Annotated in this window: 20 protein-coding genes; 7 read left to right on the forward strand and 13 right to left on the reverse strand. The window is 71.8% G+C overall.

The features are described from left to right. Positions 1 to 63 precede the first annotated feature (63 nt). The 3 genes from ACQPW6_RS37205 to ACQPW6_RS37215 all read right to left on the reverse strand — a co-directional run bounded on the left by ACQPW6_RS37205 (position 64) and on the right by ACQPW6_RS37215 (position 3,361). A complete protein-coding gene (locus tag ACQPW6_RS37205) occupies positions 64 to 750 on the reverse strand; it encodes a TetR family transcriptional regulator (protein WP_433894143.1) in 687 nt (228 codons plus the stop codon). After that, positions 747 to 2,360, reverse strand: a complete 1,614-nt coding sequence (locus tag ACQPW6_RS37210) for an MFS transporter (RefSeq protein WP_433894144.1) — start codon at positions 2,358 to 2,360, stop codon at positions 747 to 749. The genes ACQPW6_RS37205 and ACQPW6_RS37210 overlap by 4 nt, the downstream gene beginning before the upstream one ends. A 107-nt stretch (positions 2,361 to 2,467) precedes the next feature. Then, the gene (locus ACQPW6_RS37215; protein ID WP_433894145.1) at positions 2,468 to 3,361 is read right to left on the reverse strand and encodes a Ku protein; all 894 of its coding nucleotides are present in this window, start codon (positions 3,359 to 3,361) and stop codon (positions 2,468 to 2,470) included. Between the two features lie 47 nt (positions 3,362 to 3,408). On the opposite strand from ACQPW6_RS37215, the gene ligD reads away from it, so the two are divergent. Then, a complete protein-coding gene (gene ligD / locus ACQPW6_RS37220) occupies positions 3,409 to 4,293 on the forward strand; it encodes a non-homologous end-joining DNA ligase (RefSeq protein ID WP_433894146.1) in 885 nt (294 codons plus the stop codon). 55 nt (positions 4,294 to 4,348) lie between these two features. Here the strand turns inward: ligD and ACQPW6_RS37225 are convergent, their stop codons facing one another. The 5 genes from ACQPW6_RS37225 to ACQPW6_RS37245 form a co-directional block, all read right to left on the reverse strand. Further along, positions 4,349 to 4,840 (reverse strand): DUF1269 domain-containing protein, encoded by a 492-nt coding sequence (locus tag ACQPW6_RS37225; protein ID WP_433894147.1) that lies wholly within the window; start codon positions 4,838 to 4,840, stop codon positions 4,349 to 4,351. 141 nt (positions 4,841 to 4,981) lie between these two features. Next, the gene (locus ACQPW6_RS37230) at positions 4,982 to 5,632 is read right to left on the reverse strand and encodes a hypothetical protein (protein ID WP_433894148.1); all 651 of its coding nucleotides are present in this window, start codon (positions 5,630 to 5,632) and stop codon (positions 4,982 to 4,984) included. Positions 5,633 to 5,659: 27 nt separating this feature from the next. Beyond that, positions 5,660 to 6,022, reverse strand: a complete 363-nt coding sequence (locus tag ACQPW6_RS37235) for a DUF779 domain-containing protein (protein ID WP_433894783.1) — start codon at positions 6,020 to 6,022, stop codon at positions 5,660 to 5,662. Between the two features lie 234 nt (positions 6,023 to 6,256). Further along, positions 6,257 to 7,252, reverse strand: coding sequence for a polyprenyl synthetase family protein (locus ACQPW6_RS37240; protein ID WP_433894149.1), 996 nt, complete (start codon positions 7,250 to 7,252; stop codon positions 6,257 to 6,259). 160 nt (positions 7,253 to 7,412) lie between these two features. Then, complete coding sequence (locus ACQPW6_RS37245) at positions 7,413 to 9,626, reverse strand: MMPL family transporter (protein WP_433894150.1); 2,214 nt, start codon at positions 9,624 to 9,626, stop codon at positions 7,413 to 7,415. Positions 9,627 to 9,811: 185 nt separating this feature from the next. Between ACQPW6_RS37245 and ACQPW6_RS37250 the strand changes: the two genes are divergently transcribed. After that, positions 9,812 to 10,561, forward strand: a complete 750-nt coding sequence (locus ACQPW6_RS37250; protein WP_433894151.1) for a TetR/AcrR family transcriptional regulator — start codon at positions 9,812 to 9,814, stop codon at positions 10,559 to 10,561. Between the two features lie 46 nt (positions 10,562 to 10,607). On the opposite strand, the gene ACQPW6_RS37255 is transcribed toward ACQPW6_RS37250, so the two are convergent. The 5 genes from ACQPW6_RS37255 to ACQPW6_RS37275 all read right to left on the reverse strand — a co-directional run bounded on the left by ACQPW6_RS37255 (position 10,608) and on the right by ACQPW6_RS37275 (position 16,486). Beyond that, entirely contained in the window at positions 10,608 to 12,032 is a 1,425-nt protein-coding gene (locus ACQPW6_RS37255) for an alpha-N-arabinofuranosidase (protein WP_433894784.1), read from the reverse strand. Positions 12,033 to 12,171: 139 nt separating this feature from the next. Beyond that, on the reverse strand, positions 12,172 to 13,095 hold the full coding sequence (locus ACQPW6_RS37260) for a carbohydrate ABC transporter permease (protein WP_433894152.1): 924 nt from the start codon (positions 13,093 to 13,095) through the stop codon (positions 12,172 to 12,174). Then, positions 13,085 to 14,002 carry a carbohydrate ABC transporter permease gene (locus ACQPW6_RS37265; protein WP_433894153.1) on the reverse strand — a complete coding sequence of 306 codons (918 nt, stop codon included), beginning with the start codon at positions 14,000 to 14,002 and terminating at the stop codon, positions 13,085 to 13,087. Before ACQPW6_RS37265 ends, ACQPW6_RS37260 begins: the two co-directional genes overlap by 11 nt. Before the next feature lie 4 nt (positions 14,003 to 14,006). Continuing rightward, positions 14,007 to 15,296, reverse strand: coding sequence for an ABC transporter substrate-binding protein (locus tag ACQPW6_RS37270; protein ID WP_433894154.1), 1,290 nt, complete (start codon positions 15,294 to 15,296; stop codon positions 14,007 to 14,009). Between the two features lie 149 nt (positions 15,297 to 15,445). Then, positions 15,446 to 16,486, reverse strand: coding sequence for a LacI family DNA-binding transcriptional regulator (locus ACQPW6_RS37275; protein ID WP_433894155.1), 1,041 nt, complete (start codon positions 16,484 to 16,486; stop codon positions 15,446 to 15,448). A gap of 403 nt (positions 16,487 to 16,889) precedes the next feature. On the opposite strand from ACQPW6_RS37275, the gene ACQPW6_RS37280 reads away from it, so the two are divergent. From ACQPW6_RS37280 to ACQPW6_RS37300, 5 genes are all read left to right on the forward strand, one after another. Further along, a complete protein-coding gene (locus tag ACQPW6_RS37280) occupies positions 16,890 to 17,516 on the forward strand; it encodes a histidine phosphatase family protein (RefSeq protein ID WP_433894156.1) in 627 nt (208 codons plus the stop codon). Positions 17,517 to 17,530: 14 nt separating this feature from the next. Next, positions 17,531 to 18,331 (forward strand): DeoR/GlpR family DNA-binding transcription regulator, encoded by an 801-nt coding sequence (locus ACQPW6_RS37285; protein WP_433894157.1) that lies wholly within the window; start codon positions 17,531 to 17,533, stop codon positions 18,329 to 18,331. 220 nt (positions 18,332 to 18,551) lie between these two features. After that, a complete protein-coding gene (locus ACQPW6_RS37290; protein WP_433894158.1) occupies positions 18,552 to 20,057 on the forward strand; it encodes an FGGY-family carbohydrate kinase in 1,506 nt (501 codons plus the stop codon). A 122-nt stretch (positions 20,058 to 20,179) separates the two neighbouring features. Further along, on the forward strand, positions 20,180 to 21,064 hold the full coding sequence (locus tag ACQPW6_RS37295) for an ABC transporter ATP-binding protein (RefSeq protein ID WP_433894159.1): 885 nt from the start codon (positions 20,180 to 20,182) through the stop codon (positions 21,062 to 21,064). After that, a complete protein-coding gene (locus tag ACQPW6_RS37300) occupies positions 21,061 to 22,086 on the forward strand; it encodes an iron-siderophore ABC transporter substrate-binding protein (protein ID WP_433894160.1) in 1,026 nt (341 codons plus the stop codon). The genes ACQPW6_RS37295 and ACQPW6_RS37300 overlap by 4 nt, the downstream gene beginning before the upstream one ends. Positions 22,087 to 22,092: the final 6 nt, after the last annotated feature.

Below are 22,092 nucleotides of genomic sequence, written 5' to 3' on the forward strand. Positions count from 1 at the left end.
CCCCGTCCGTCCCTGCGGGGGGGCGCCCGGCCGCGTCAGAGCCGCGGGGCGTCCCGCCCGGGGTCAGAGCCTGATGCCGTCCTCGAGCAGCCGCAGGTGCCGGTCGTAGAGGCCGAGCAGGTCCTCCTTGCCGTCCCCTTCCACCCAGTGCCTGACGATCGCCGAGGACACCGCGATGATCGCCGCGGCGGCGCACCGCACCTCCAGGTCGTCCGCCGCGCGCCCGGTCCGCTCGGCGACGATCTCCGCGATGGCCGCCTCGCTGCGCAGGACCTCGTCCATCGAGCGGGCCCTGATGTCCGGGTCCTCGAAGCTGAGCCGGGTCCTGAGCATCAGGTCCTCGCGGTCCGCGGTGAGCAGCCGCCCCAGCGACTCGGCGAGCGAGTGCCGGATGCCCGCGATGAGCGGCTCGCCGGGCGGCCGGGCGCGCAGCGCGTCCGACAGCGCCGGGTCGTACTCGTCGGTGAGGACGACGTCCTCCTTGGTCGGGTAGTAGCGGAAGAACGTACTGGGGGAGACATCGGCCGCGGCGGCGATCTGGTCGACGGTGGTCGCCTCGTACCCCTGCTCGGCGAACAGCCGGTACGCCTCCTTGCGCAGCGCCACCCGGGTCCGCTGCTTCTTGCGCTCGCGCAGGCTCAGCACCTTGGATCCGGCGGAGCGGACGCCGCAGGTGGACGCCGCGGCGGCGGGTGCGGCGTGCTGCGCGTGCGGTACGGGCCGCGGGGCCGGGGTCTGCTCTGAGCTCATGCCAACGATTGTCCGTGTTCCGGTACGGAGCCGGCCACGTCCCCCGCCGGTTCCACGGCCCCGCCGGCTGCGGCGCCGCCGGCCACACTCGCGCCGGCCGCGGCCGACGAGGGCAGGAAGACGGCGGCCAGTACGGCTGCGACCAGGGCCAGCGCCCCGCAGGTCATCAGCACCAGGTTCATGCCGTGCACGAACGCGCCGTGCGCGGAGGCCAGCAGCCGCGGGTCGTGCAGGCTCGCGGCCACGCTGTCCGCGCCGGTCACCGAGTCGCGCGCGGTGCCGGCGGCGGAGCCGGGCAGCCCGCTCACCGTGAGCCGGGACAGGTAGCCGGAGCTGAGCAGCGAGCCGAGCGCTGCCACTCCGAGCACCCCGCCGAGCTGCTGCACGGTCTCCAGCAGGCTGGTGCCCTGCCCGGACCGCTCGGTCGGCAGCGTCGAGAGGACCATGCTGGTCGCAGGCACGATGGCCATGCCGAAGCCGAGCCCCGCCACCGTGAACCACAGCGCGGTGAAGCCGTATCCGTCGCCCGCCGAGGTGGTCGCGCCGAGCAGCGCGCCGGCGGCCAGCAGCGCCAGGCCCGCCGAGACGACGATCCTGGTGCCGAACCTGGCGACCAGTGTCTCGGTCAGGGTGGCCGCCACCATCAGGCCGCCGATCAGCGGCAGCACCCGGATGCCGGTGCCGAAGGCGTCGTTCCCGAGCACCGCCTGGAGGTACTGCGGCATCACGAACAGGATGCCCATCACCGCGAAGTTGACGAACACCGCGAGGGCGATGCCCCAGCTGAACGCCCGGTCGCGGAACATCCGCAGGTCCACCAGCGGATGCGGGGTGCGGCGCTGCCGGCGTACGAAGGCGGCGAGCAGCACCAGCCCGCCGGTCAGCGAGCCGAGCACCAGCGGGCTGCCCCAGCCGTCGTCGGGCACCAGGATGGTGCCGTAGACGAGGGCGATGATGCCGAGGCCGCTGAGCACCGTGCCGGCCAGGTCGAACGGCGCGGCGGCCCGGTCCCGGTCGACGCCGCGGTCCGACGGCAGCAGCCAGACGGCGGCGACCAGTGCGACCGCCACCACCGGCAGGTTGAACAGGAACACCGAGCCCCACCAGAAGTGGCTGAGCAGCCAGCCGCCGACCAGCGGGCCGACCGGCATGCCGATCGCGGTGGCCGTGGTCCAGACGGCGATGGCCTTGGGCAGTTCCTCCTTGGCGAAGACCCGCGGCAGGATCGCCATGGACAGCGGCATGATCAGCGCGGCGCCGAGGCCGAGCACGCTGCGTACGGCGATGAGCTGGTCGGCCGACCCGGCCAGCGCTCCGGCCAGCGAGGCCAGGCCGAAGAGGGTGATGCCGCCGATCATCAGCCGTTTGTGGCCGTAGCGGTCGCCGAGCAGGCCGATGGGCAGCATCGCGACGGAGAGGGCGAGCAGGTAGCCGCCGCCGATCCACTGCAACTGCGCGCTGTCGGCGCCCAGTTCGCCGGACAGGGTGGGCAGCGCGACATTGATGATCGTGCCGTCGAGCGCCACGATCAGCACGCTCAGCGTGAGCGCGGCGAGCGCCCACCAGCGGCGGGGGGAGTTGGCGAGGGCGGGCGGAGCAGGCGCGGACATGGCGACCTCCTGAGAGTGAACCGTCTAAAGACAGTTACTGTCAAAAAGTAGTCGTCTGTCAATTGGCTTCCGGCTGTCATTACCGCCGCGGGCCCGCAGCGGCCGGATCAGCTCGCCTTCCGGCTCGATCCCGTCTTCTTGGCGGCTGTCTTCTTCGCCGCGGTCTTCTTTGCCGCCGCCTTCTTCGCGGTGCCCGACTTGGCCGCGGACTTCTTGGCCCCGCTCCCGCGACCGCCCTTCGCCTGGTCCACCGAGGCCCGCAGCGCCGCCATCAGGTCCACCACCGTCCCGTCGCCGCCGGACTCGCCGGCCGCCGGCGGCTCCGCGCCCTCCAGCCTGGCGGTGACCAGCGACTCCACCGCCTGCGCGTACTCGTCGTGGTAGCTGCTCAGATCCGCCTCGCCGAGCGCGTCGATGAGCGTGTCGGCCATCTTCAGCTCCGACTCGCTGATCTTGACGCTGCCCTTGGGGGCCGCCTCGGCAGGCGAGTTCAGCTCGTCCGGCCAGCGCAGCGTCTGGAGCAGCAGCACGTCGTCGTGCGCGCGGATCAGCGCCAGGTGCTCGGAGTTGCGCATCGCGAACTTGCCGACCGCGCCCTTGCCCGACCGGGCCAGCGCGTCGCGCATCAGCACGTACGGCTTGTTGGCGGCCGGCGAGGTCGGGGCCAGGAAGTACGGGGTGTCCAGTTGCATCATGTCCACCGAGTCGGTGTCGAGGAAGCCGGTCACCTCGATGGTCTTGGCGGTGGGCAGCGGCAGCGCCTTGAGGTCGGCGTCGGAGACCTCGACCAGCTGCTCGTCCGGGGTCTCGTAGGCGCGGCTGATGTCCGCGGCGCTGAGCACCTGCTCGTCCAGCTCGCAGATCTTCTGATAGCGGACCCGGCCGTTGTCGGTCCTGTGCACCTGCCGGAACCCGATCTTGTGGCTGGAGACCGCGGAACCGAGTTTCACCGGTATGGACACCAGGCCGAAGGCGAGGTTCCCTGACCAGACGCTTCGCATGGCATGCCCTCTTTGTCGGACTTGTACAGCTATGGGATCTTTATCGTATGCCGATCGCCGAGGTCGAGGGCCGCCAGATCAAGCTCAGCCATCTCGACCGGGTGCTCTGGCCGCGGACCGGCACCACCAAGGCCGAGCTGCTGCACTACTACGCGACCGTCGCCGAGGCGCTGATCCCGCATGTCGCCGGGCGGCCGGTGAGCTTCGTCCGCACCCCGGACGGCGTGGACGGCCAGCGCTTCTTCCAGAAGCGGCCGCCGGCCGGTACGCCCGACTGGGTGACGGTGTCGGGCACCGTGCGCAGCAGCGGCGAGGTCATGGACCAGGTGCAGATCAACGACCTGGCCACCCTGGTGTGGAGCGGTAACCTGGCCTGCGTCGAGATCCACACCCCGCAGTGGCGGTCCGCCGCGCCGGGCGTCGCCGACCGGCTGGTGCTCGACCTCGACCCCGGCGAGGGCTGCTCGGTGATCGACTGCTGCCGGGTGGCGCTGCTGCTGCGGGACCGGCTGGACGAGGACGGCATCGAGACGTTCGCCAAGACCACCGGGTCCAAGGGCCTGCATCTGTTCGCCGCGCTGCGCGGCGCGGGCTCGAAGGAGGCGAGCGACTACGCCAAGCGGGTCGCGCGGGAGCTGGAGGAGCGGGAGCCCGAGCGGATCATCTCGAAGATGGCCAGGGCGGAGCGGGCCGGCCGGGTCTTCATCGACTGGTCGCAGAACTCGGCGAAGAAGACCACCGCCGCCCCCTACGCGGTACGGGCCCGCGCCGAGCCGACCGTGTCGACCCCGGTGAGCTGGGACGAGGTCGCCGCCGCGACCGATCCGGCACGTCTGGTCTTCACCATCGGCGACGTGCCGGACCGGCTGGAGGCGCACGGCGACCTGTTCGCGGGGCTGCTGGCGCCCGGGCGCGCGGGGACCCTGCCGTAACTCCGGCGCGCGGGCTTCCGGTCCGGGACCGGCTGCCTTGCCGCCGGGCGGTCCCTTACTGCTGGGCGCCGGCCAGGTGCTCGGCCAGCTCCTTCTCGTCCTCGTCGGCGAGCGAGGTCTTGAGCACGGTGCCGCCGTACGGCGTCATCGCGGTGGCGAACTTGTCCTCGGTGATCTTGGACGCCATCACCACGACGGCGGCGGAGCCGGGCTTGAGCATCTCCTGCACCTGGTTGCGGAACTGCTCGTCGATGCCCGACTTGCCGAGCTTGCCGAACAGGCCGCCCATCGCGGCACCGGCCAGCAGGCCGAGGCCGGGGACCAGGAAGAGGATGCCGAAGAGCGTGCCCCACAGAGCACCGGACGCGGCCGACACGCCGACGATCTTGCTCGGGGTGTCCACATGCGTCTTGCCCTCGGCGTCCACCGTGACGATGGCGAGCCCGTTGAGGTTCACCACGTACTCCTGCTGAAGGTTCTGCACGGTCTGGTACGCGTCCTCGGCGACCTTGGGATCCTCGTAACCGATCACGATGAGCTCGGACATGGTGGGCCTCCTGGGCGACATAGGTGACAAAACGCACCTTATGCCCGAATTATCCTCCTGGCACGGAGCCCCGTGCCAGGAGCCCCGTGCACGCGGCTCCTGGCACCCGATCCCGCGCCCGGTTCCGGCCCCCGATCACGGTCAGCCCTGCGGCTCCCCGTACCAGCGCCACTGCGTGAGCCGCGGCCGGCCGGGCAGCTCGCCGCGGCCGGTCGCCCACAGCAGGGTGTCCCACGGGTCGGTGTCCGACGGCGCGCCGGGGAACAGCCGGGCCAGTACCCGGGCGCACGGGCCGGCCGGCGGCTGCCAGCGCAAGCCCAGGCCGGTGGCCAGATCGTGCATGTGGACGGCGGTCTCCACGATGCTCATCGCGGTGAAGCCCTCGGCGTCGGACACCCCGTCCGGATGGAACCCCCTGGCCTGCGCCGGCACCGAACGGGCGATGGCGGACATCAGTCCGCCGCAGGACTCCAGCACCTGGAGCAGCCCGGCCACGCCCGCCGCCTTGTCGGCCCTGATGGTGTTCGCCGGGCCGCCGGAATGCCGCCGCTCCGCCTCGAAGGGCACATAGGACGTCAACGGCGGCTTCCGCGGGCCCAGTTGGGCCGCGTAGGCGAACAGGTCGTCGGCGATGTGCTCCACGGTCTCCCAGCAGTCCCACTCCAGGGTTCCCGCCCTGCCGTCCCAGGCGGCCTCGGGCACCTCGCCGAGGGCGGCGACGGCGAGCGCCACGATCTCGTCGAGATCGTCGGGGGTGACGGGGGAGCGGGGCTGGTCAGCAGGTCGCGGCATGGGCCGGACCTTATCGCCTCACCCGGTTCAGACCGAACGGATTACCGCGTTCCCGTCCGGCGGTGCCGGCTCGTCGGCCAGCCGGGCCAGCTCCTCGTCGGTGAGCAGCCGCGAGCGCAGCAGGAAGCGCACACCCTCCGGCGCTTCGAGCGAGAAGCCGCTGCCCCGGCCCGGCACCACGTCCACGGTCAGATGGGTGTGCCGCCAGTAGGTGTACTGCGCGGCGCTCATCCAGAACGGGGTGTCCCCGGCGACCCGTCCGAGCAGTACGTCGGCGCCGCCCACCCGGAACTCGCCGCGCGGGTAACACATCGGCGAGCTGCCGTCGCAGCAGCCGCCGGACTGGTGGAACATCAACGGGCCGTGGGTGTGCTCCAGTTGGCGCAGCATCGCCTCGGCTGCCGGAGTCAGCTCCACCCGGCCGGTGGGCACCTCCGCGCCGGGTCCGCCGGCCGGCCCGTCCCCGCCCTGCTGCTCGCCGGCCCGCTGGTACGTCTGCTCCTGCGGATTCATCTGCCGCTCCCTCCGCCGTTGCCGTGGACGCCCGGCGCCTGACGCGCGGGAAGGTTCAACGGGCATCCGCATCCAGTGCAACACGGCCGGGTGCGCACGGCCATATCCGCGTCACAAGGTGCGCTCGACCACGAAGTCGCAGAGCCGCTCGAAGACCGCGCGCGCCGGTATGTCCGGCAGGCCCGCGCACTCCACCCGGGCCGCCTCCGCCCACCTGCGCACCTCCGCGCGGGCCAGGTCGATGGCCTCGTGCTCGCGCAGCAGCGCCAGCGCCTCGGCGTGCAGGTCGGGGTCGGTCAACTGGCCGCGGTGCAGCAGGTCCACCAGCCGGGCGTCGGAAGGAGCGGAGGAGTGGGCCGCGTAGAGCATCGGCAGGGTCGGTACGCCCTCCCGCAGATCGGCCCCCGGCGCCTTCCCTGCCACCGTGGACTCAGCTGTCACATCGAGCACGTCGTCGGACAACTGGTAGGCCATGCCCCACGCCTCGCAGGCCCGGGCGACGCGGGCGGTGACCTCCGGCGCCGCCCCGGACATCGCGCAGCCCATCTGGCCGGAGGCGGTGAACAGCGAAGCGGTCTTGTTGCCCAGCACGTTGAAGTGGTGGTTCAGCGAGTCGGCCTCGGACTGCGGTCCCGCGGTCTCGGCGGCCTGGCCGTCGATGAGCCGCATGAACGTCCTGGCGTGCAGCCCGATCGCCTCGTCGCCCAGGCCCGCGATCAGCTGGGAGGCGCGGGCGAAGAAGAAGTTCCCGGTGCGCACCGCGACCGCCGTGCCCCACAGCACGTGCGCGCTCGGCACCCCGCGCCTGATCACCGCGCCGTCCATGATGTCGTCGTGGTACAGGGTGCCGATGTGGGTCAGCTCCATCGCCACCGCCGACCGCAGTATCCGCGGGTCGCCCGGATCGCCGAACCTGGCGCCCAGCAGCACCAGGAACGGCCGCAGGCGCTTGCCGCCGGCGCCGATGAGGTGCCGGGAGGCGGAGGAGAGCAGTTCGTTGCCGGTCTCGACGGCGGCGAGCAACTGCTCCTCCACCGAGGCCATGCCGTCGGCGAGTTCACCGGCGAGTACCGGATCGGCGACCTTCACGGGCAAGTCAGCGTTCACGCGGCCCTCTTCATCGCGTCGGACCGGCCCCGGCGGCCGGATCGGCCCGCGGGGGTCCCGACCCCCGTGGCCCGTCCCCGCATCATCGCCGATCATGGCCGCCGTTGACCAGCCTCCTCTGCGTCCCGGCGCCCGTCGCGCGGCCCGCGGACCTGCCGCGTCACGGCCTCGCCGCTGGCTCCGGGACCTGCGCGGCCGCCGGGGCGGGCCCGTTCTCGCTGAGGCCGATCCGCCCGTGCACCCTGCGCAGGAAGCCGGGCGCGTACCAGGCGGAGCGGCCGAGCAGCCGCATCGCGGCGGGCACCAGGACACCGCGGATCGCGACCGCGTCGATCAGGATGGCCAGACCGCTGCCGAGGCCGAACATCTGCATGAAGCTGACCTTGGCCGTGCCGAAGGCGAAGAAGCTCACCGCGAGCAGGCAGGCCGCCGCGGTGACGATCCGCCCGGTGTGGCCCAGGCCGTCGGCGACCGCGGACTCGGTGTCCTGGCCCTGGTCGTGCAGCTCCTTGATCCGGCTGGTGACGAACACCTCGTAGTCCATCGAGAGGCCGAAGACGATGCAGAACATCAGCACCGTCATCGACACCTCCATCGGCTGCGCGGTGAAGCCGAACAGCCCGGACAGATGGCCGCTCTGGAAGATCCAGGTCATGACGCCGAGGGTCGCGCACAGCGTGACCACGTTGAGCAGCAGGGCGCGCAGCGGCTGTACGACGCTGCCGGTGAACAGGAACAGCAGGATGAAGGTGGTGACGGCGACCAGCCCCACCGCGAGCGGCAGCCGGCTGCTGATGGAGTGCTTGGCGTCCACCAGCGTGGCGTCGTCGCCGCCGACCAGCGGGTGCGAACCGGCGGGCGGGGCCAGCGCCCGCACCTGGTGCACCAGGCTCTGCGCCGGGTCCGACTTCGGCGGCAGCGAGGTGACCACGCTGATCCGCTGGGCGTCCGCCCTGCCCAGGCCGGCGCTGCCGGGTCCGGTCGCCGAGGGCAGACCGCCGGCGTAGTTCCCCGCGCTGGTCTCGACCCGTGCCACGCCCTTCAGCCGGGACAGCCGCGTCGCGTACGACGCCAACGGGCCCTTGTCCACGGCCTGGTCGATGACGATCTGCATCGCCGCGTCGTCGTTGCCGTCGAAGTCGTGCTGGAGCACCGCGGACACCTGCCGGCTGCCCGCGTCGTGCGGCAGCACGCGCTCGTCCGGCGTGCCGAAGGTGATCCCCAGCAGCGGGCTCGCCGCGAGCACCAGGATCGCGAGCACCGGCAGCGCGGTGAGCGCCGGTCGCCGCATGACGGTACGGGCCAGCCGCGCCCACACCGAGACCCGGTCGCCGGTCGGCGCGGCCTTCGCCCACGGCATCCGCCCGCTGTTGACCCGGTGGCCGAGCACCGCGAGCAGCGCCGGCATCACGAACAGGGCGGACAGGGCCGCGATGATGACGACCCCGACACCGGCGTAGCCGAAGGACCGCAGGAAGTACTGCGGGAAGACCAGCAGCGCGGCGAGGGCGGCGGCGACCGTCGCGGCGGAGAACGCCACCGTGCGGCCGGCGGTGTGCACCGTCCGCCGTACCGCGTCCTCCACGCTCGCCCTGGCCGCGAGCTGCTCCCTGAACCGGCTGATCATCAGCAGGGCGTAGTCGATGCCGAGCCCGAGGCCGAGGGCGGTGGTGAGGTTGGTCGCGGTGTCCGCGACGTCGGTGAGGCTGCCGAGCAGCGAGAGTTCGGCGAACGAGCCGAGGATGGCGATGGTGGCGACGGCCAGCGGCAGCAGGGCGGCGACCACGCTGCCGAAGACGAACAGGAGCAGCAGCAGGGTCAGCGGGATCGCGATGGCCTCGGCCAGGAACAGGTCGCTGACCACCTGCTTGGACAGGTCGGCGGAAACCGCCGCGCCGCCCCCGGACGTGACGGTGAGGTCGTGCCTGTACGTGCCGCTGTAGGTGTCGATCAGGTGCTGGGCGCTCTTCTTCGCTTGCGTCTCGTCGCCCTTGACGTGGGCGAGCACCATCGCCTCGCGGCCGTCCCGGGAGCGCAGCTCCGCGCTGCCGGCGTCCCAGTACGAGACGACGTTGGCCAGCGTCTTCTCCTGCTTGAGGTCGGCCACCAGCGCCCGGCCGTCCTGCTCGGCTGCCGGGCCGTCGATCGGGCCCGCGGAACGGACCAGCAGGACGAGGTCGGTCTCGCCGCCGAACTTCTTGTCGATGACCTCGCGCGCCCGGGTCGACTGCGAGGACGGGTCGTCGAACCCGCCGCCCAGCAGCTTGCCGAAGGCGCCGGCGCCCGCGACGCCCAGCAGGGCCGTCGCCACGACGGCGACGATCAGTACCAGCCGGGACCGGCGGATGGCCAGCTCGGCTATGCGTTCGAACACGCGTGATCTCCTTAGCGTCCTTGCGGGTTGACGGCGACAGGACGCGGCCGGGGCCCACGCGGCCGCACTCCTCGTCGCCGCACCGACGCTAGGGGAGACCACCCAGAATTTGGCAGTGCGAGATTTACCTGACAGCGTTCAATTTCCGCGATGGCCGTCAGGCAACCGGGCGTAGGGTTGCGGCCATGGCCACAGAAGAAGGCGCGACAGCCCCGCCCTCGCTGCGCGAGCGGCGCCGGCAGGCCGCCACCCGGGAGATCGTGGAGGCCGCAGAGCGCCAGCTGGAGGAGAGCGGACCGGGGGCCCTGTCGCTGCGGGCGATCGCCCGCAGCCTCGGCATGACCGTGCAGGCGCTCTACCACTACTTCCCGAACCGGGACGCGCTGATCACCGCCCTCGTCTCCAAGGGGTACGACGACCTGTCAGCCGCCGTGCAGGCCGCAGTCGAAGCCACGGACTCCTCCGACCTTCCGCGTCTGGTGGTCGCCGCCGAGGGCTACCGCGCCTGGGCCGTCGCCCATCCCGAGTGGTACCAGCTCCTGTACGGGACGCCGCTGCGCTACTACGCGGCGCCCGTCGACGGGCCCACCACCCAGGCGGCCCGCCGGATGAGCGTGATCTTCCAGCGTGAGCTGTTCGGCGGCTTCAGCACCGCCCAGCTCGCCGCGGCCGACACCCCGCCGCTCTCACCGGGGCTGCGGGCGCATCTGGAGAGCCTGCCGGCGGACGGGCCCGGCGAACTGCCGCCGCCCGCCGCCGCGCTGCTGCTCCAGGCATGGGGGCACCTGCACGGCATGGTGGTCCTGGAGGTGTTCGGGCACACCTCGTTCATGGGCGAGCACCAGGCCGAGCTGTTCCGGCGGTCGATGCTCGGCATGCTGGCGGACATCCACCGCCGGATCCCCGGCCGGCGCCGGGCGGCGGCCACCCGCTGACCGGGGCCCTCCCGGCGGTCACACCTTGACCGGGCCCTCCCCGCGGTCAGCGCTTGACCGGGGCTGTCCTGATCATCGTCCAGGACACCGGCGGGAGCTCCGCGGAGAAGCCCTTCGCGTCGACGAAGTGCCGGGCGCTGGAGCGCGGTTCGACCCGGCCCGGCGCGGTGCGGGAGTTCGTGGCCAGCAGGTCCTGACCGCCCAGCACCACATGCTCGACGACATCGTGCTCGCCGCCGACCATCGCCATCTGCAAGGTGACCGGCTGGCTGTCGTCCCTGTTCACCGCGAAGATCGTGGTCTCACCGGTCTCCGGGTCGCGAGTCGCGGTCACGTCGACGGCCGGCACGTCGCCGAGGGTCGCGGAGTCCAGCACCGGCGACCTGGGCTCCACCCGCAGCACCTCGCCGCGGGCGTGCCGGGCGGTGAGGGCGAACGGGTAGAAGATGGTCTGCCGCCAGGCCCCGGTGTCCGGCTCGGTGCGGATGGGCGCGATGACGTTGACCAGTTGGGCCAGGCAGGCCATGGTCACCCGGTCGCTGTGCCGCAGCAGGCTCATCAGCAGGCTGCCGAGGACGACCGCGTCCTCCACGGTGTACTCGTCCTCGATCAGCCGCGGCGCCTGCGCCCACTCGAGGTTGTCCTGGCCGGCGAACCGGCTCTCGTACCACAGGTTCCACTCGTCGAAGGAGAGCTGCAGCCGGCGCTTGGAGCGCCGCTTGGCCGCTATGTGGTCGCAGGTCGCGACGACACCTTCGATGAAGGAGTCCATCACCTGCGCCGAGGCGAGGAAGCCGACCCGGTCGTCGCCGTGCTGCTCGAAGTAGGCGTGCAGCGAGATGAAGTCGACCACGTCGTAGGCCTCGTCCAGGACGTCGGCCTCCCAGGATCCGAAGGTCGGCATCCGCTCGTTGGAGCTGCCGCAGGCCACCAGCTCGATGGACGGGTCGATCCGCCGCATCGCCTTGCCGGTCTCGGCGGCCAGCCGGCCGTACTCGGTGCCGGTCTTCTGGCCGACCTGCCAGGGGCCGTCCATCTCGTTGCCGAGGCACCAGGTCTTGATGTTGTGCGGCTCCCGCACGCCGTGCGCGATGCGCAGGTCCGAATAGCGGGTGCCGCCGCTGAAGTTGGTGTATTCGAGCAGGTTGCAGGCGTCCGCCACACCGCGGGTGCCGAGGTTGACGGCCATGATCGGCTCGATGTCGGTCTGCCGGGCCCACGACATGAACTCGTTGAGCCCGAAGGTGTTGGGTTCCAGGGACCGCCAGGCCAGGTCGAGCGACACCGGCCGGTCCTCGCGGGGGCCGACGCCGTCCTCCCAGCGGTAGCCGGACACGAAGTTGCCGCCGGGGTAGCGCACCGCGCTGACCCCGAGCTCCCTGGTGAGCTTGATGACGTCGAGCCGCAGGCCGTCCACGTCGGACTCCGGGTGGCCGGGCTCGTAGATGCCTCCGTAGACGCAGCGGCCCATGTGTTCCACGAACGACCCGAAGATACGCGGGGGCACCGGCGCGATGACGAATGCGGGGTCGATGGTTGCAGTGCAGGTGAGCACACCTGTCTCCGGTTTCTCTGTGAATGGGGAAGGACGAACGGGGGCGGGCCGCCGGCTACTTGATCCCGGTGGTCGCGACGCCCTGGACGAAGAACCGCTGCAGGACGAGGAACGCGATGGCCAGCGGGCTCAGCGAGATCGCCGCGCCCGCCATGAGCGCCGCGTGGTCCACGCCCGACTGGCTGGAGAACAGCGTCAGGGCCGCGGGCAGCGTCTGCATGTCCGTCTTGTTGGTGACCACCAGCGGCCACAGGAAGTCGTTCCACAGCGCGGCGAACTGGATGATGAACAGCGAGGCCAGGGCCGGTTTGGCGTTCGGCAGGATGATCCGCCAGTAGACGGTGAAGTCGCCGGCCCCGTCGATCCTGGCCGCGTCGTCCAGCTCGCGCGGCAGCTGCATGAAGAACTGGCGGAGCAGGAAGATGCCCAGCGCGCTGGTCGCCCGCGGGATGATCAGCCCCTGGTAGGAGTTGAGCCAGCCGAGGTGGAACAGGGTCAGGAAGACCGGTACCAGGGTGACCTGGAACGGCACCATCAAGGTGGCCAGGATCAGCACGAACACCACGTTCTGTCCCCTGAACCGCAGCCGGGCCAGCGCGAACGCGGTCATCGAGTCGAACAGCAGCAGGAGCAGCGTCGTACCGCCGGCGAAGACGAACGTGTTCAGCACCAGCCTGCCGAACGGCAGCTGGCTGAGCACCGCGTGCACGCCGTGCCCGGTCCAGTGCCGGGGGATCAGCCTGGCCGGATCGGCGTAGAGGTCGGCGTTGGTCCGGAAGGCGACGCCGAGCATCCACAGGAACGGGATGACCATCGCCACCGCGGCGATGGTGACCGCCGCCCAGGACGCGACCGTGCCGAACCGGGCGGCGATCCGGCCCGCCGAGCGCAGCCGCAGCGGGCCTCGAGGCCGGAGCCCGTCGCCGAACGGGCCGAGACGGCCGGCTGAGGTGCCCGGCCGGAGCGTGTCAGTCGGCATCGCGGAACCTCGACAGACGCAGTTGGAGTGCGGAGACCGCCAGAATGATCACGAACAGGATCCACGCGACGGCGCTGGCGTAGCCCATCTGGAACTCCACGAACCCCTTCTGGTAGAGGTACATGACCACGGACTCGGTGTGGAAGATCGGCCCTCCGCTGGTCATCGCGAAGACCAGGTCGAAGAGCTGGAGCCCGGTGATCGTGGCGATCAGCGTGGTGAACAGCAGCGCGGGGCGCAGCGCCGGCAGCGTCACATGCCGGAAGCGCTGCCACGGGCCCGCGCCGTCCAGGGACGCCGCCTCGTACAGGTGCGGCGGGATCTGCTGCATACCCGCCAGCAGCACGATCATGGTGAAGCCGACGTTCTTCCAGATGCCCACCGCGATCACCGTGGGCAGCGCAAGCGAGGTGGACTGCAGCCACTCGGGCGGCGAGATCCCGATGTCGGAGAACCAGGCGTCCACCAGGCCGACCTGCGGGTCCAGCAGGAACTTCCAGATGATGCCGCTCACCACCAGCGAGGCGATGAACGGGAAGAAGAACGCGGTGCGCAGCAGCGCCGAGTACCAGGTGGTCCGGCGCAGCCGGGAGGCGATGGCGAGCCCGAGCAGCACCTGACCGACCGAGACCGCCGCGGTGTAGATCGCGGTGACCTTCAGCGCGTTCCAGAACCGCGAGTCGTGGTAGAGCGCGGTGTAGTTGTCCAGCCCGACGAACTTGTGGTGCGACTCGCCGACGGTCCAGTCGTGCAGGCTCATCCAGCCGGACTGCACGATCGGCTCCGCGATGAACACACCGATCAGCAGCACGCTCGGCAGGATGAACAGGTAGGCGCTGTTGAACTGGGGTTTGCGGCGCGGACCGCGGGCCCGCCCGCGGGTGAGGGGGAGTTGGGTGCTCGCCATCGCACTAGCCCTGGCAGCCGGTCAGCGAGTTGATCTGCTTCGCCGCCGAGTCGGCCGCCGACTGGACGTCCGCGCCGCGCTCGATCTTCTGGATCAGCGGGACGTAGACATCGGTGTCGATGCGGGTGGCGTTCTCCTGGCCCGCGAGGTAGAGCTTCGCGTGCGGCAGCGCGGCGGCGAACGGCGCCACGGTGGCGTTGCCGTTGACGGCGCTGCCCAGGTCGGTACGCCCCGGCGGGAAGCCGGAGACCTTCGAGAACTGCGTCTGCGCGGCCTTGCCCGAGTACCAGGCGAGGAACTCCTTGGCCTGCGCCGCGTGCTTGGTGGTGCGCTCGATCATCAGCGGCACTGTCGAGGCCAGCGTCACCGGACCGGCCGAGCCGACCGGCACCTGGGCGATGCCGAGGTTCACCCCGGCCGACTTGAAGCCCGCCGCGGCCCACGGCCCGTTGATCTCCATCGCGGCCTTCTTGGAGGAGAACAGCGTGTCGGCGTCCGCGCCCGCCTGGCCGACCGGGCTGATCTTGTCCTTGGCCACCAGACCGCTCCAGCGGGTCAGCGCGGCGACGCCGGCCGGGCTGTTGACGACGGCGCAGTTGTCCGGGCCGACGATGTCGCCGCCGCTCATCCACTGCAGGATCGGCCACATCTGGATGGTGTTGTTGTCGGCGAGCGAGAGGCCGTACTGGCTCGGCTTGCCGCCGGAGCCGAGAGTGAGCTTCTTGGCGTCGGCGACGAACTCGTCCTCGGTGGCCGGCGGCTTGCTGATGCCCGCGGCCGTGAGCATGTCCTTGTTGTAATAGAGCACCAGCGTGGCCATGTTGGCCGGCACCGCGTAGAGCTTGCCCTTGACGGTGAACGCCGACTTCACGGTGGCCGGGAAGGCGGCGGAGTCGATCTGGCCCGCACCCGTGCCGACCGCGGGGTCGAGCGGCAGCACCGAGTTGGTCTTGATGTAGTTGAAGATCGAGCCGGGGTCGGAGCTCGGGGTCGCCAGGTCAGGGCCCTGCCCGGTGGCCCAGGAGGCCGGCAGCTTCTGGCTGATGGTGGCCCAGGGCTCGGCGGTCATCGTGACGTGGATCTTGGGGTGGCTCGCGTTGAACTCCTTGACCAGCGCCTGGTAGGAGGGCGCGTCCGGGCCGGTGAACCCGGTGAGCATGGTCAGGTTCACCACGCCGCCGGCGGAGGTGCCGCCGCTCCCGCCGTTGTCGCCGCAGCCGGCGAGCAGGATCGAGACTGTCGAGGCGGCGGCTATCGCCGCGGCCGTTCTCCAGTAGCTGACTCTGACGTGCATGCCGATCGTTCCCATTCGTTCGGTGGCCCCGTCGCTGCGGGGCTGGGGGTGATGTGGCTGACTCCTTCTGCGGGTTCCGCGAGTCCTGCGGGTTCTGCGGTGCTGCGAGTCGTGTGAGTTGCGTTGCGTGAGTGGTGTGAGCTGCCCGCTCAGCCGGGGTGGCTTCCGCAGGACTCGCGGATGACGAGGTCGAAGGGCAGCACGGTGTGCACCGGATCGGGCGCGGTCCCGTCGACCAGGTCGAACAGGATGGCCGCGGCCTTCCGGCCGAGTGACTCGGCCGGCACGTGCACCGTGGTGATCCCCGGGGTGGTGAGCCGGGAGACCCCGACGTCGTCGTACCCGGCCAGCGCGATGTCCTCCGGGATGCGCAGCCCCCGGGAGCGGATCTCCAGCATCGCGCCGTACGCCATCTCGTCGTTGGCCGCGAAGATCGCCTGGACGTCGGACATGCTGTCCAGGACCTGGCGGGCGGCGACCCGGCCGGACTCCTCGCTGAAGTCGCCGACCGCGAGGGTGTGGGTGCACGGCCGCCCCGACGCGGCCAGCGCCGCCCGGAATCCCTCGTACCGGTCCACCGCGGTCTGGTGGTTGAGCGGGCCGCTGATGTGCGCGATCCGGCTGAGCCCGTGCTCCTCCACCAGGTGCCGGGTGATCGCCGCGGCGCCCGCCACCTCGTCTATCCCGACGCTCACCGCGTGCGGCAGGTGGACGAACCGGCCGACCAGCACCACCGGCAGCGCGGCGTCCACCATCCGGTTGACGTTCGGGTCGTTGATCGCCGCCGACGCGACGATCGCGCCGGACGCGGCCTGCGAGCGCAGCACCCGTTCGTACGCCGCGACGCCGTGCGACTCGTCGGGGTTGGTCGACACCATCAGCGCCGCGTCCCGTGCGTTGGCCTCGGCCGTGACCCCCACCAGGAGGTGCATGAAGTAGGGGTGGCCGAAGACGTGCTGGCCGGTGTTCGGCACGACGACCGCGATCGACGTCGAACGGCCGGCCCGCAGCGCCCGCCCCGCGGAGTTCGGGACGTAGCCGAGCCTGGCCGCGGCGGCCCTGACCGACTCCTTGGTCGCCTCGCTGATCCGCGGATGGTCGGAGAGCGCCATGGAGGCGGCGCTCTGCGAGATCCCGACGGCGGTCGCGACGTCCTTGAGCGTGACGGTGGCGCGCTTGCCCGCGGTCATCGTGCCACCTCCGGCAGCCCACCGGTCGCGTACGTCATGGGCGTCCCTTTCGCAGTGCTCCACCGGGTTGCTCTAACGATTCAGCGCCTCGGACGCTAAGTGACGGCGGAAGGCCCGTCAAGAGGTGCGTACGAGATTGTCTGCGGAGATACCCGCAGGTTGGGGCGCTGCGGGCCGCTGAAAGGCCGTCTGGCCAGGGATTCGCTGAATCGTATGAGCAGTTCGGATCGATGCGCGAGCCGCGCCCCGGGCCGCGGCTCGACGCCCCGGAAGCCCGCGCCCGGTCCCTCGTCACGGAGCGTACCGACAGCCCGCGCTGGTGAATCTCACACATAGAATGTGAAGAGGCGGGCTCGGCGACGGACCCCCGCGACCGGCCCAAGGCCCGGAGGAAAGGCGTCAGATGGCGACTCGACTGCTGCTCGTACGGCACGGCCAGACCGAATGGCACGCCGAGAACCGCTACGCCGGGGTCTCCGACGTGCCGCTCACCGCCGAGGGCCTGCGGCAGGCCGAAGCGCTGGCCGCGTGGGCCGGGACCCGGCAGATCGACGCCGTCGCCTGCTCCCCGCTGAGCCGGGCCCGCGCCACGGCAGCCCCCGCCGCCGAACTGCTCGGCCTGGTCCCCGAGGTCGTCCCGGGCCTGCGGGAGGTGGACTTCGGATGGGGGGAGGGCCGGACGCTCGCGGAGATGCGGGCGGCGGACCCCGGGGCCGTGTGGGCCTTCGAGGCCGACGCCGAACTCGGCGCGCTGCCCGGCTCGGAGCCGCCGCTGTCGGCCGCGCTGCGCGGCCAGGCGGCGCTGCGCGAGCTGGCCGCCGGCCGGCCGGACGCGGTGGTCCTGGTGGTGGCTCACAACACCCTGCTGCGGATGGCGCTGTGCCAGATGCTCGGCATGCGGGTCGGCCGCTACCGGCAGCTGCTGCCCGTCCTCGGCAACGCGGCCGTCACCGAGATCGAGGTGGCCGGGCACCGCACCGCACTGCGCTCGCTGAACGTGCCGACCGCTGCTTTTCGCAGCCCGTTGTGAGGGACACTGTCGCCATGAACACCACCGGTGCGCAGTCGGCCGCCGCCCGCCCCCAGGACGCCCGCAGGCAGGCGATCGCCGAGCACGTGATCAAGCAGGGTTCGGCGACGGTCACCGAGCTCGCCGAGCTGACCGAGGTCAGCGCCATGACCGTGCACCGCGATCTGGACGAGCTGGCCAGGCGCGGGGTGCTGCGCCGGTTCAGGGGAGGCGTCTCCGCCCTTCCCTCGACGGTGTTCGAGAGCAGCCTGGACTACCGGCTCGGGGTGCACGTGGCGCAGAAGGAGGCCATCGCGGGCACCGCGGCCGAACTCGTCGAGCCCGGCATGTCGGTGATGCTGGACGACTCCACCACGGCCCTGGCGCTGGCCCGGCTGCTGGTCCAGGTCGGCCCGCTGACGGTGGTGACCAACGCGCGGCGGATCGTGGACACCCTCGCCGAGCACGGGGAGATCAGGCTGATCGGCCTGGGCGGCGAGTTCTCCCGCACCCACGACTCCTACCTCGGGGTGCCGTGCGTGGAGGCGATCGAGGCGCTGTCGGTGGACATGGTGCTGGTCAGCACCTCGGCGATGGACGCGCGGATGACCTACCACCAGGAGCAGGAGGTGGTCCTGGTCAAACGGGCGATGCTGCGGTCGGGCACCCGCAGGACGCTGCTGATGGACCGTTCGAAGATGTCCCGCACCGCGCTGCACCGGCTCGGACCGGTGACCGACTTCGACCATCTCGTGGTGGACGAGGGCGCGGACGCCGAGATGCTCGCCGAGATCCGTGAGTACACCGACGTACGGGTGGCCCCGGTCGTCGGCTGACCCCCGACCGGCCCCCCCGACCGGCCTCCCTGCCGGCCCTCCGTCAGCACCTCGCCGCCCTGGGCAGTATCACCGACAGCTGTTAATCTCACATGACTTGTGATGAGAACGAGCGGGAACGGCGCCTCCGCCGTGGCTTCTCACGCGCATGTCAGGCGCGAGGGCTTGCTCGTTGATCACTGCGCGTCATGCCGCATCAGGAGAGGAACCGGCTCGTCTCATGACTGCTCCCCAGGCGGCGCAGGCCGTCCCCGTCGTGGTCGGCCTCGACGTGGCGACCGCGGCCGTGCGGGTGGTGTGCGTGGACGCCGCCGGGCGAGTGGTCGCCGAGGGCGGCGCGGCCCTGCCGCAACCGGTGGCGGTGCCGGGCGGCGGCCGGGAGCAGGACGCGCGTGCGTGGTGGCCCGCGGCCGCGCAGGCATTGCGCCAGGCCACCGCCCAACTGCCCGGCCGGGGCGGCGAGGTGCGGGCGATCACCGTGTCGGCGACCTCCGGCACCTTCGTACTCGCCGACCGCGCGGGCGAGCCGGTCTGCCCCGCCTCGATGTACGACGACCGGCGCGGGGCCGAACTCAACGCCGAGGCGGGCCGGTTGGGTGCCCACCGCTGGCGGCGGCTCGGCCTGACCGTCGGCCCGACGGCCGCCATCGGCCGGGTCGCCAGGCTCGCCCGTCTGACCGGCCGGACCGGCGCGGCCCGCCTCCAAGAGGAGGACGCCGACTCGTTCCGCGTGCTGCACACCCCCGACTTGCTCGGCCGGCGGCTCACCGGGGCGCCGGTGCCCGCCGACTGGAGCCACGCGCTGAAGACCGGATACGACCCGCGTACGGGGGAGTGGCCGGCCGAAGTCCTGTCCGCGCTCGGCGTTCCCGCCTCGTGGCTGCCCGCCGTGCAGGCGCCGGGAACCGAGGCCGGGGTCGTCTGCCCGCGCGCCGCGGAGGAGACCGGGCTGCCGGCGGGCTGCTCGGTGCGGCTGGGCATGACCGACGGCTGCGCGGGACAGATCGCCACCGGCGCGGTGCGGCCCGGCCAGTTCGTCGGGGTGCTCGGCACCACCTACGTACTCAAAGGCGTGACGCGGGAGTTGGTCACCGATCCGTGGGGCGCGATGTACAGCCACCGGCACCCCGACGGTTGGTGGCTGCCCGGCGGGGCGTCCAACACCGGGGGAGAGGCGCTGGCCGACACTCCCGCCGGCCGGCTGGCCGCCCTCGACGCGGCGGCGTCCGCGCACGGTCCCGCGTCCTGCGTCCAGTACCCGCTGCGCAGGAACGGCGAGCGCTACCCGTTCGTCTCCGGCGCGGCCCGCGGCTTCCGGCTCGGCGACCCGCGCGACGACGTCGAACGGCACCGGGCCGCGCTCGAAGGTGTCGCGTTCCTTGAGCGGCTGGCCGTGGAGCACGCGGCGGCGGTCGGGATCGCCGTCGAGCCGCCGCTGTACACCGCGGGCGGCGGCAGCCGGAGCATGCTGTGGAACCGGATCCGCGCCACCGTTCTCGGCATGCCGCTGCGTACCGTTCCGCGCGCCGAGACCGCCTTCGGCGCGGCGCTCATCGCCGCGTCCGGGACGCTGCACGCGAGCCTGGCCGAGGCCACCGACGCGATGGTGGAGCCGGGGGAGTCGGTGGAGCCGGTGCCGGGCGAGCGGGAGGCGCTGCTCGACTCCTACGGCCGGTTCACCGCGGAACTGGGCGCCCGCGGCTGGCTGGGGCCGGACGCCGGCTGAGCCGAACCAGACGCCGGCTGAGCAGAGACCGGAAGTCGGTCGAGCAGAACCGGAAGCCGCCGCTGGTGAGAGCCGTGGACCCCGGTCGGGAGCACTTGTAAGGTAAGGCTATCCTAAGTGGCGTGAAGCTTCGGGAAGGTCCTTCAGGCACGCCGCCACAAGCGCTGCTCGGTCACCAACTGTCGGCCGACGGCGTGACCGTGGCGTACGACGGCACCGACGTGGTGCACGACGTCGCGATCACCCTCAGGCCGGCGGAGGTCGCCGCGCTCGTCGGGCCGAACGGCAGCGGGAAGTCCACGCTGCTGCGCACGCTGGCCCGCCTCCAGCAGCCCAGAAGCGGAACGCTCACGCTCGACGAGGGCACCGGCGCCGGCTCCGCGCAGGACGGAAGCATCCTGTCCGCACGGGACTTCGCCCGCCGGGTCGCCCTGCTGACGCAAGGGCGCCCCACGCCGAGCGGGCTGACCGTACGCGATGTGGTCGAGTTCGGCCGCTACCCGTACCGGGGCCGCTGGGGCCGTCCCGATCCCGGCGGCGCCGCCGCGGTGGAGCGGGCGCTGCGCCTGACCGGGCTTCAGGAGCTGGCCGGCCGCGGCGTGGACCACCTCTCGGGCGGGCAGCTCCAACGCGTCTGGCTGGCCGGCTGCCTCGCCCAGGAGACCGGCGTCCTGCTGCTCGACGAGCCCACCACCTACCTCGACCTGCGCTACCAGGTCGAACTCCTGGACCTGATCCGCGACCTCGCCGACGAGCACGGCATCGCCGTCGGCGTCGTCCTGCACGACCTCGACCAGGCGGCGGCCGTCGCCGACCGGATCGCCCTGCTCCACCAGGGGCGGATCGTCGCCGACGGAACCCCCGAGGACGTCCTGGAGCCGCGGCGCCTCACCGAGGTCTACGGCATCCGGATCGAGGTCGACACCGATCCGGCCACCGGTCGGCTGCGCACCCGCGCGATCGGCCGCCACCACGCACGAACCGAAAGGCACCAGACCACCCCATGAGACGCCTCCCCGCCGCCGCGGCCGTTGCCGCCGCTCTCGTCCTGGCCGGCTGCGGCACCACCGAGCACGCCGACTCCGGCAGCCCGTCGCCCGCTACCTCAGCTTCAGGCTCAGGCGCAGACGCGGTCTCCGGCTCCGCGACGCCCGCAGGACCGGTCAGCATCACCGACGCGACCGGCGCGCCCGTGCGCCTTGACCACCCCGCCACCCGGGTCGTCGCCACCGAGTGGAACGCCGTGGAGGACCTGATCACCCTCGGGGTCGCCCCGGTCGGCGTCGCCGACCTCAAGGGCTACAAGGCGTGGGACACCGCGGCCCCGCTGACGAACTCGCCCAAGGACGTCGGCACCCGCGCCGAGCCGAGCACGGACACCATCGCCGCACTCATCCCGGACCTCGTCGTGGCGACCACCGACCTGTCCCCTTCGGTGGTCAAGCAGCTGCGCAAGGTCTCCACCGTCCTGGTGATCCGGCCCGCCGACGGCGCCGACCAGGTCGGCATGATGATGAAGGACCTCGACCTGATCGCGCAGGCCACCGGGACCACGGCGAAGGCCGGCACCGCGCGGCAGGCGTTCGAGGCCAAGGTCGCGGCCGGAAGGAAGAGCATCGAGGACGCCGGGCTCGGCGGCAAGGAGATCGCCTTCGCCGACAGCTACGTGGTCTCCAACCAGGTCTCCATCCGCCCCTACACCGGAAACACCCTGATCGGCGCGGTGAACACCCAGTTGGGCCTGAAGAACGCCTGGAAGGTCAAGGGCGACAAGGACTACGGCCTGGCCACCACCGACGTCGAAGGACTGACCGGCCTCGGCGCCGACGTCCGCTTCGCCTACATACAGAACGGCAGCGACGGCGGCGACCCGTTCACCCGCGACCTCGCCAAGAACGCCGTGTGGAAGTCGCTGCCGTTCGTGAAGGCCGGCCAGGTGCACCGGCTGCCCGACGGCATCTGGATGTTCGGCGGACCGGCGTCGATGGGGGCGTACGTGGACGCCGTCGTCGCCGCGCTGGCCAAGTAGCCCGCC

This window comes from Streptomyces sp. CA-111067 (assembly GCF_050956065.1).
In the GTDB taxonomy this organism is placed as follows: Bacteria; Actinomycetota; Actinomycetes; order Streptomycetales; family Streptomycetaceae; genus Actinacidiphila.

Bases quoted from the DNA above. Each gene is read 5' to 3' on its own strand.
- ACQPW6_RS37270 (WP_433894154.1), bottom strand. From the start codon at position 15,296: ATGCACGTCAGAGTCAGCTACTGGAGAACGGCCGCGGCGATAGCCGCC.
- ACQPW6_RS37205 (WP_433894143.1), bottom strand. From the start codon at position 750: ATGAGCTCAGAGCAGACCCCGGCCCCGCGGCCCGTACCGCACGCGCAG.
- ACQPW6_RS37225 (WP_433894147.1), bottom strand. From the start codon at position 4,840: ATGTCCGAGCTCATCGTGATCGGTTACGAGGATCCCAAGGTCGCCGAG.
- ACQPW6_RS37255 (WP_433894784.1), bottom strand. From the start codon at position 12,032: ATGGGCCGCTGCGTCTACGGAGGCATCTACGAGCCCGGCCACCCGGAG.
- ACQPW6_RS37215 (WP_433894145.1), bottom strand. From the start codon at position 3,361: ATGCGAAGCGTCTGGTCAGGGAACCTCGCCTTCGGCCTGGTGTCCATA.
- ACQPW6_RS37230 (WP_433894148.1), bottom strand. From the start codon at position 5,632: ATGCCGCGACCTGCTGACCAGCCCCGCTCCCCCGTCACCCCCGACGAT.
- ACQPW6_RS37300 (WP_433894160.1), top strand. From the start codon at position 21,061: ATGAGACGCCTCCCCGCCGCCGCGGCCGTTGCCGCCGCTCTCGTCCTG.
- ACQPW6_RS37260 (WP_433894152.1), bottom strand. From the start codon at position 13,095: ATGCCGACTGACACGCTCCGGCCGGGCACCTCAGCCGGCCGTCTCGGC.
- ACQPW6_RS37265 (WP_433894153.1), bottom strand. From the start codon at position 14,002: ATGGCGAGCACCCAACTCCCCCTCACCCGCGGGCGGGCCCGCGGTCCG.
- ACQPW6_RS37275 (WP_433894155.1), bottom strand. From the start codon at position 16,486: ATGACCGCGGGCAAGCGCGCCACCGTCACGCTCAAGGACGTCGCGACC.
- ACQPW6_RS37235 (WP_433894783.1), bottom strand. From the start codon at position 6,022: ATGCTGCGCCAACTGGAGCACACCCACGGCCCGTTGATGTTCCACCAG.
- ACQPW6_RS37280 (WP_433894156.1), top strand. From the start codon at position 16,890: ATGGCGACTCGACTGCTGCTCGTACGGCACGGCCAGACCGAATGGCAC.
- ligD (WP_433894146.1), top strand. From the start codon at position 3,409: ATGCCGATCGCCGAGGTCGAGGGCCGCCAGATCAAGCTCAGCCATCTC.
- ACQPW6_RS37290 (WP_433894158.1), top strand. From the start codon at position 18,552: ATGACTGCTCCCCAGGCGGCGCAGGCCGTCCCCGTCGTGGTCGGCCTC.
- ACQPW6_RS37210 (WP_433894144.1), bottom strand. From the start codon at position 2,360: ATGTCCGCGCCTGCTCCGCCCGCCCTCGCCAACTCCCCCCGCCGCTGG.
- ACQPW6_RS37285 (WP_433894157.1), top strand. From the start codon at position 17,531: ATGAACACCACCGGTGCGCAGTCGGCCGCCGCCCGCCCCCAGGACGCC.
- ACQPW6_RS37250 (WP_433894151.1), top strand. From the start codon at position 9,812: ATGGCCACAGAAGAAGGCGCGACAGCCCCGCCCTCGCTGCGCGAGCGG.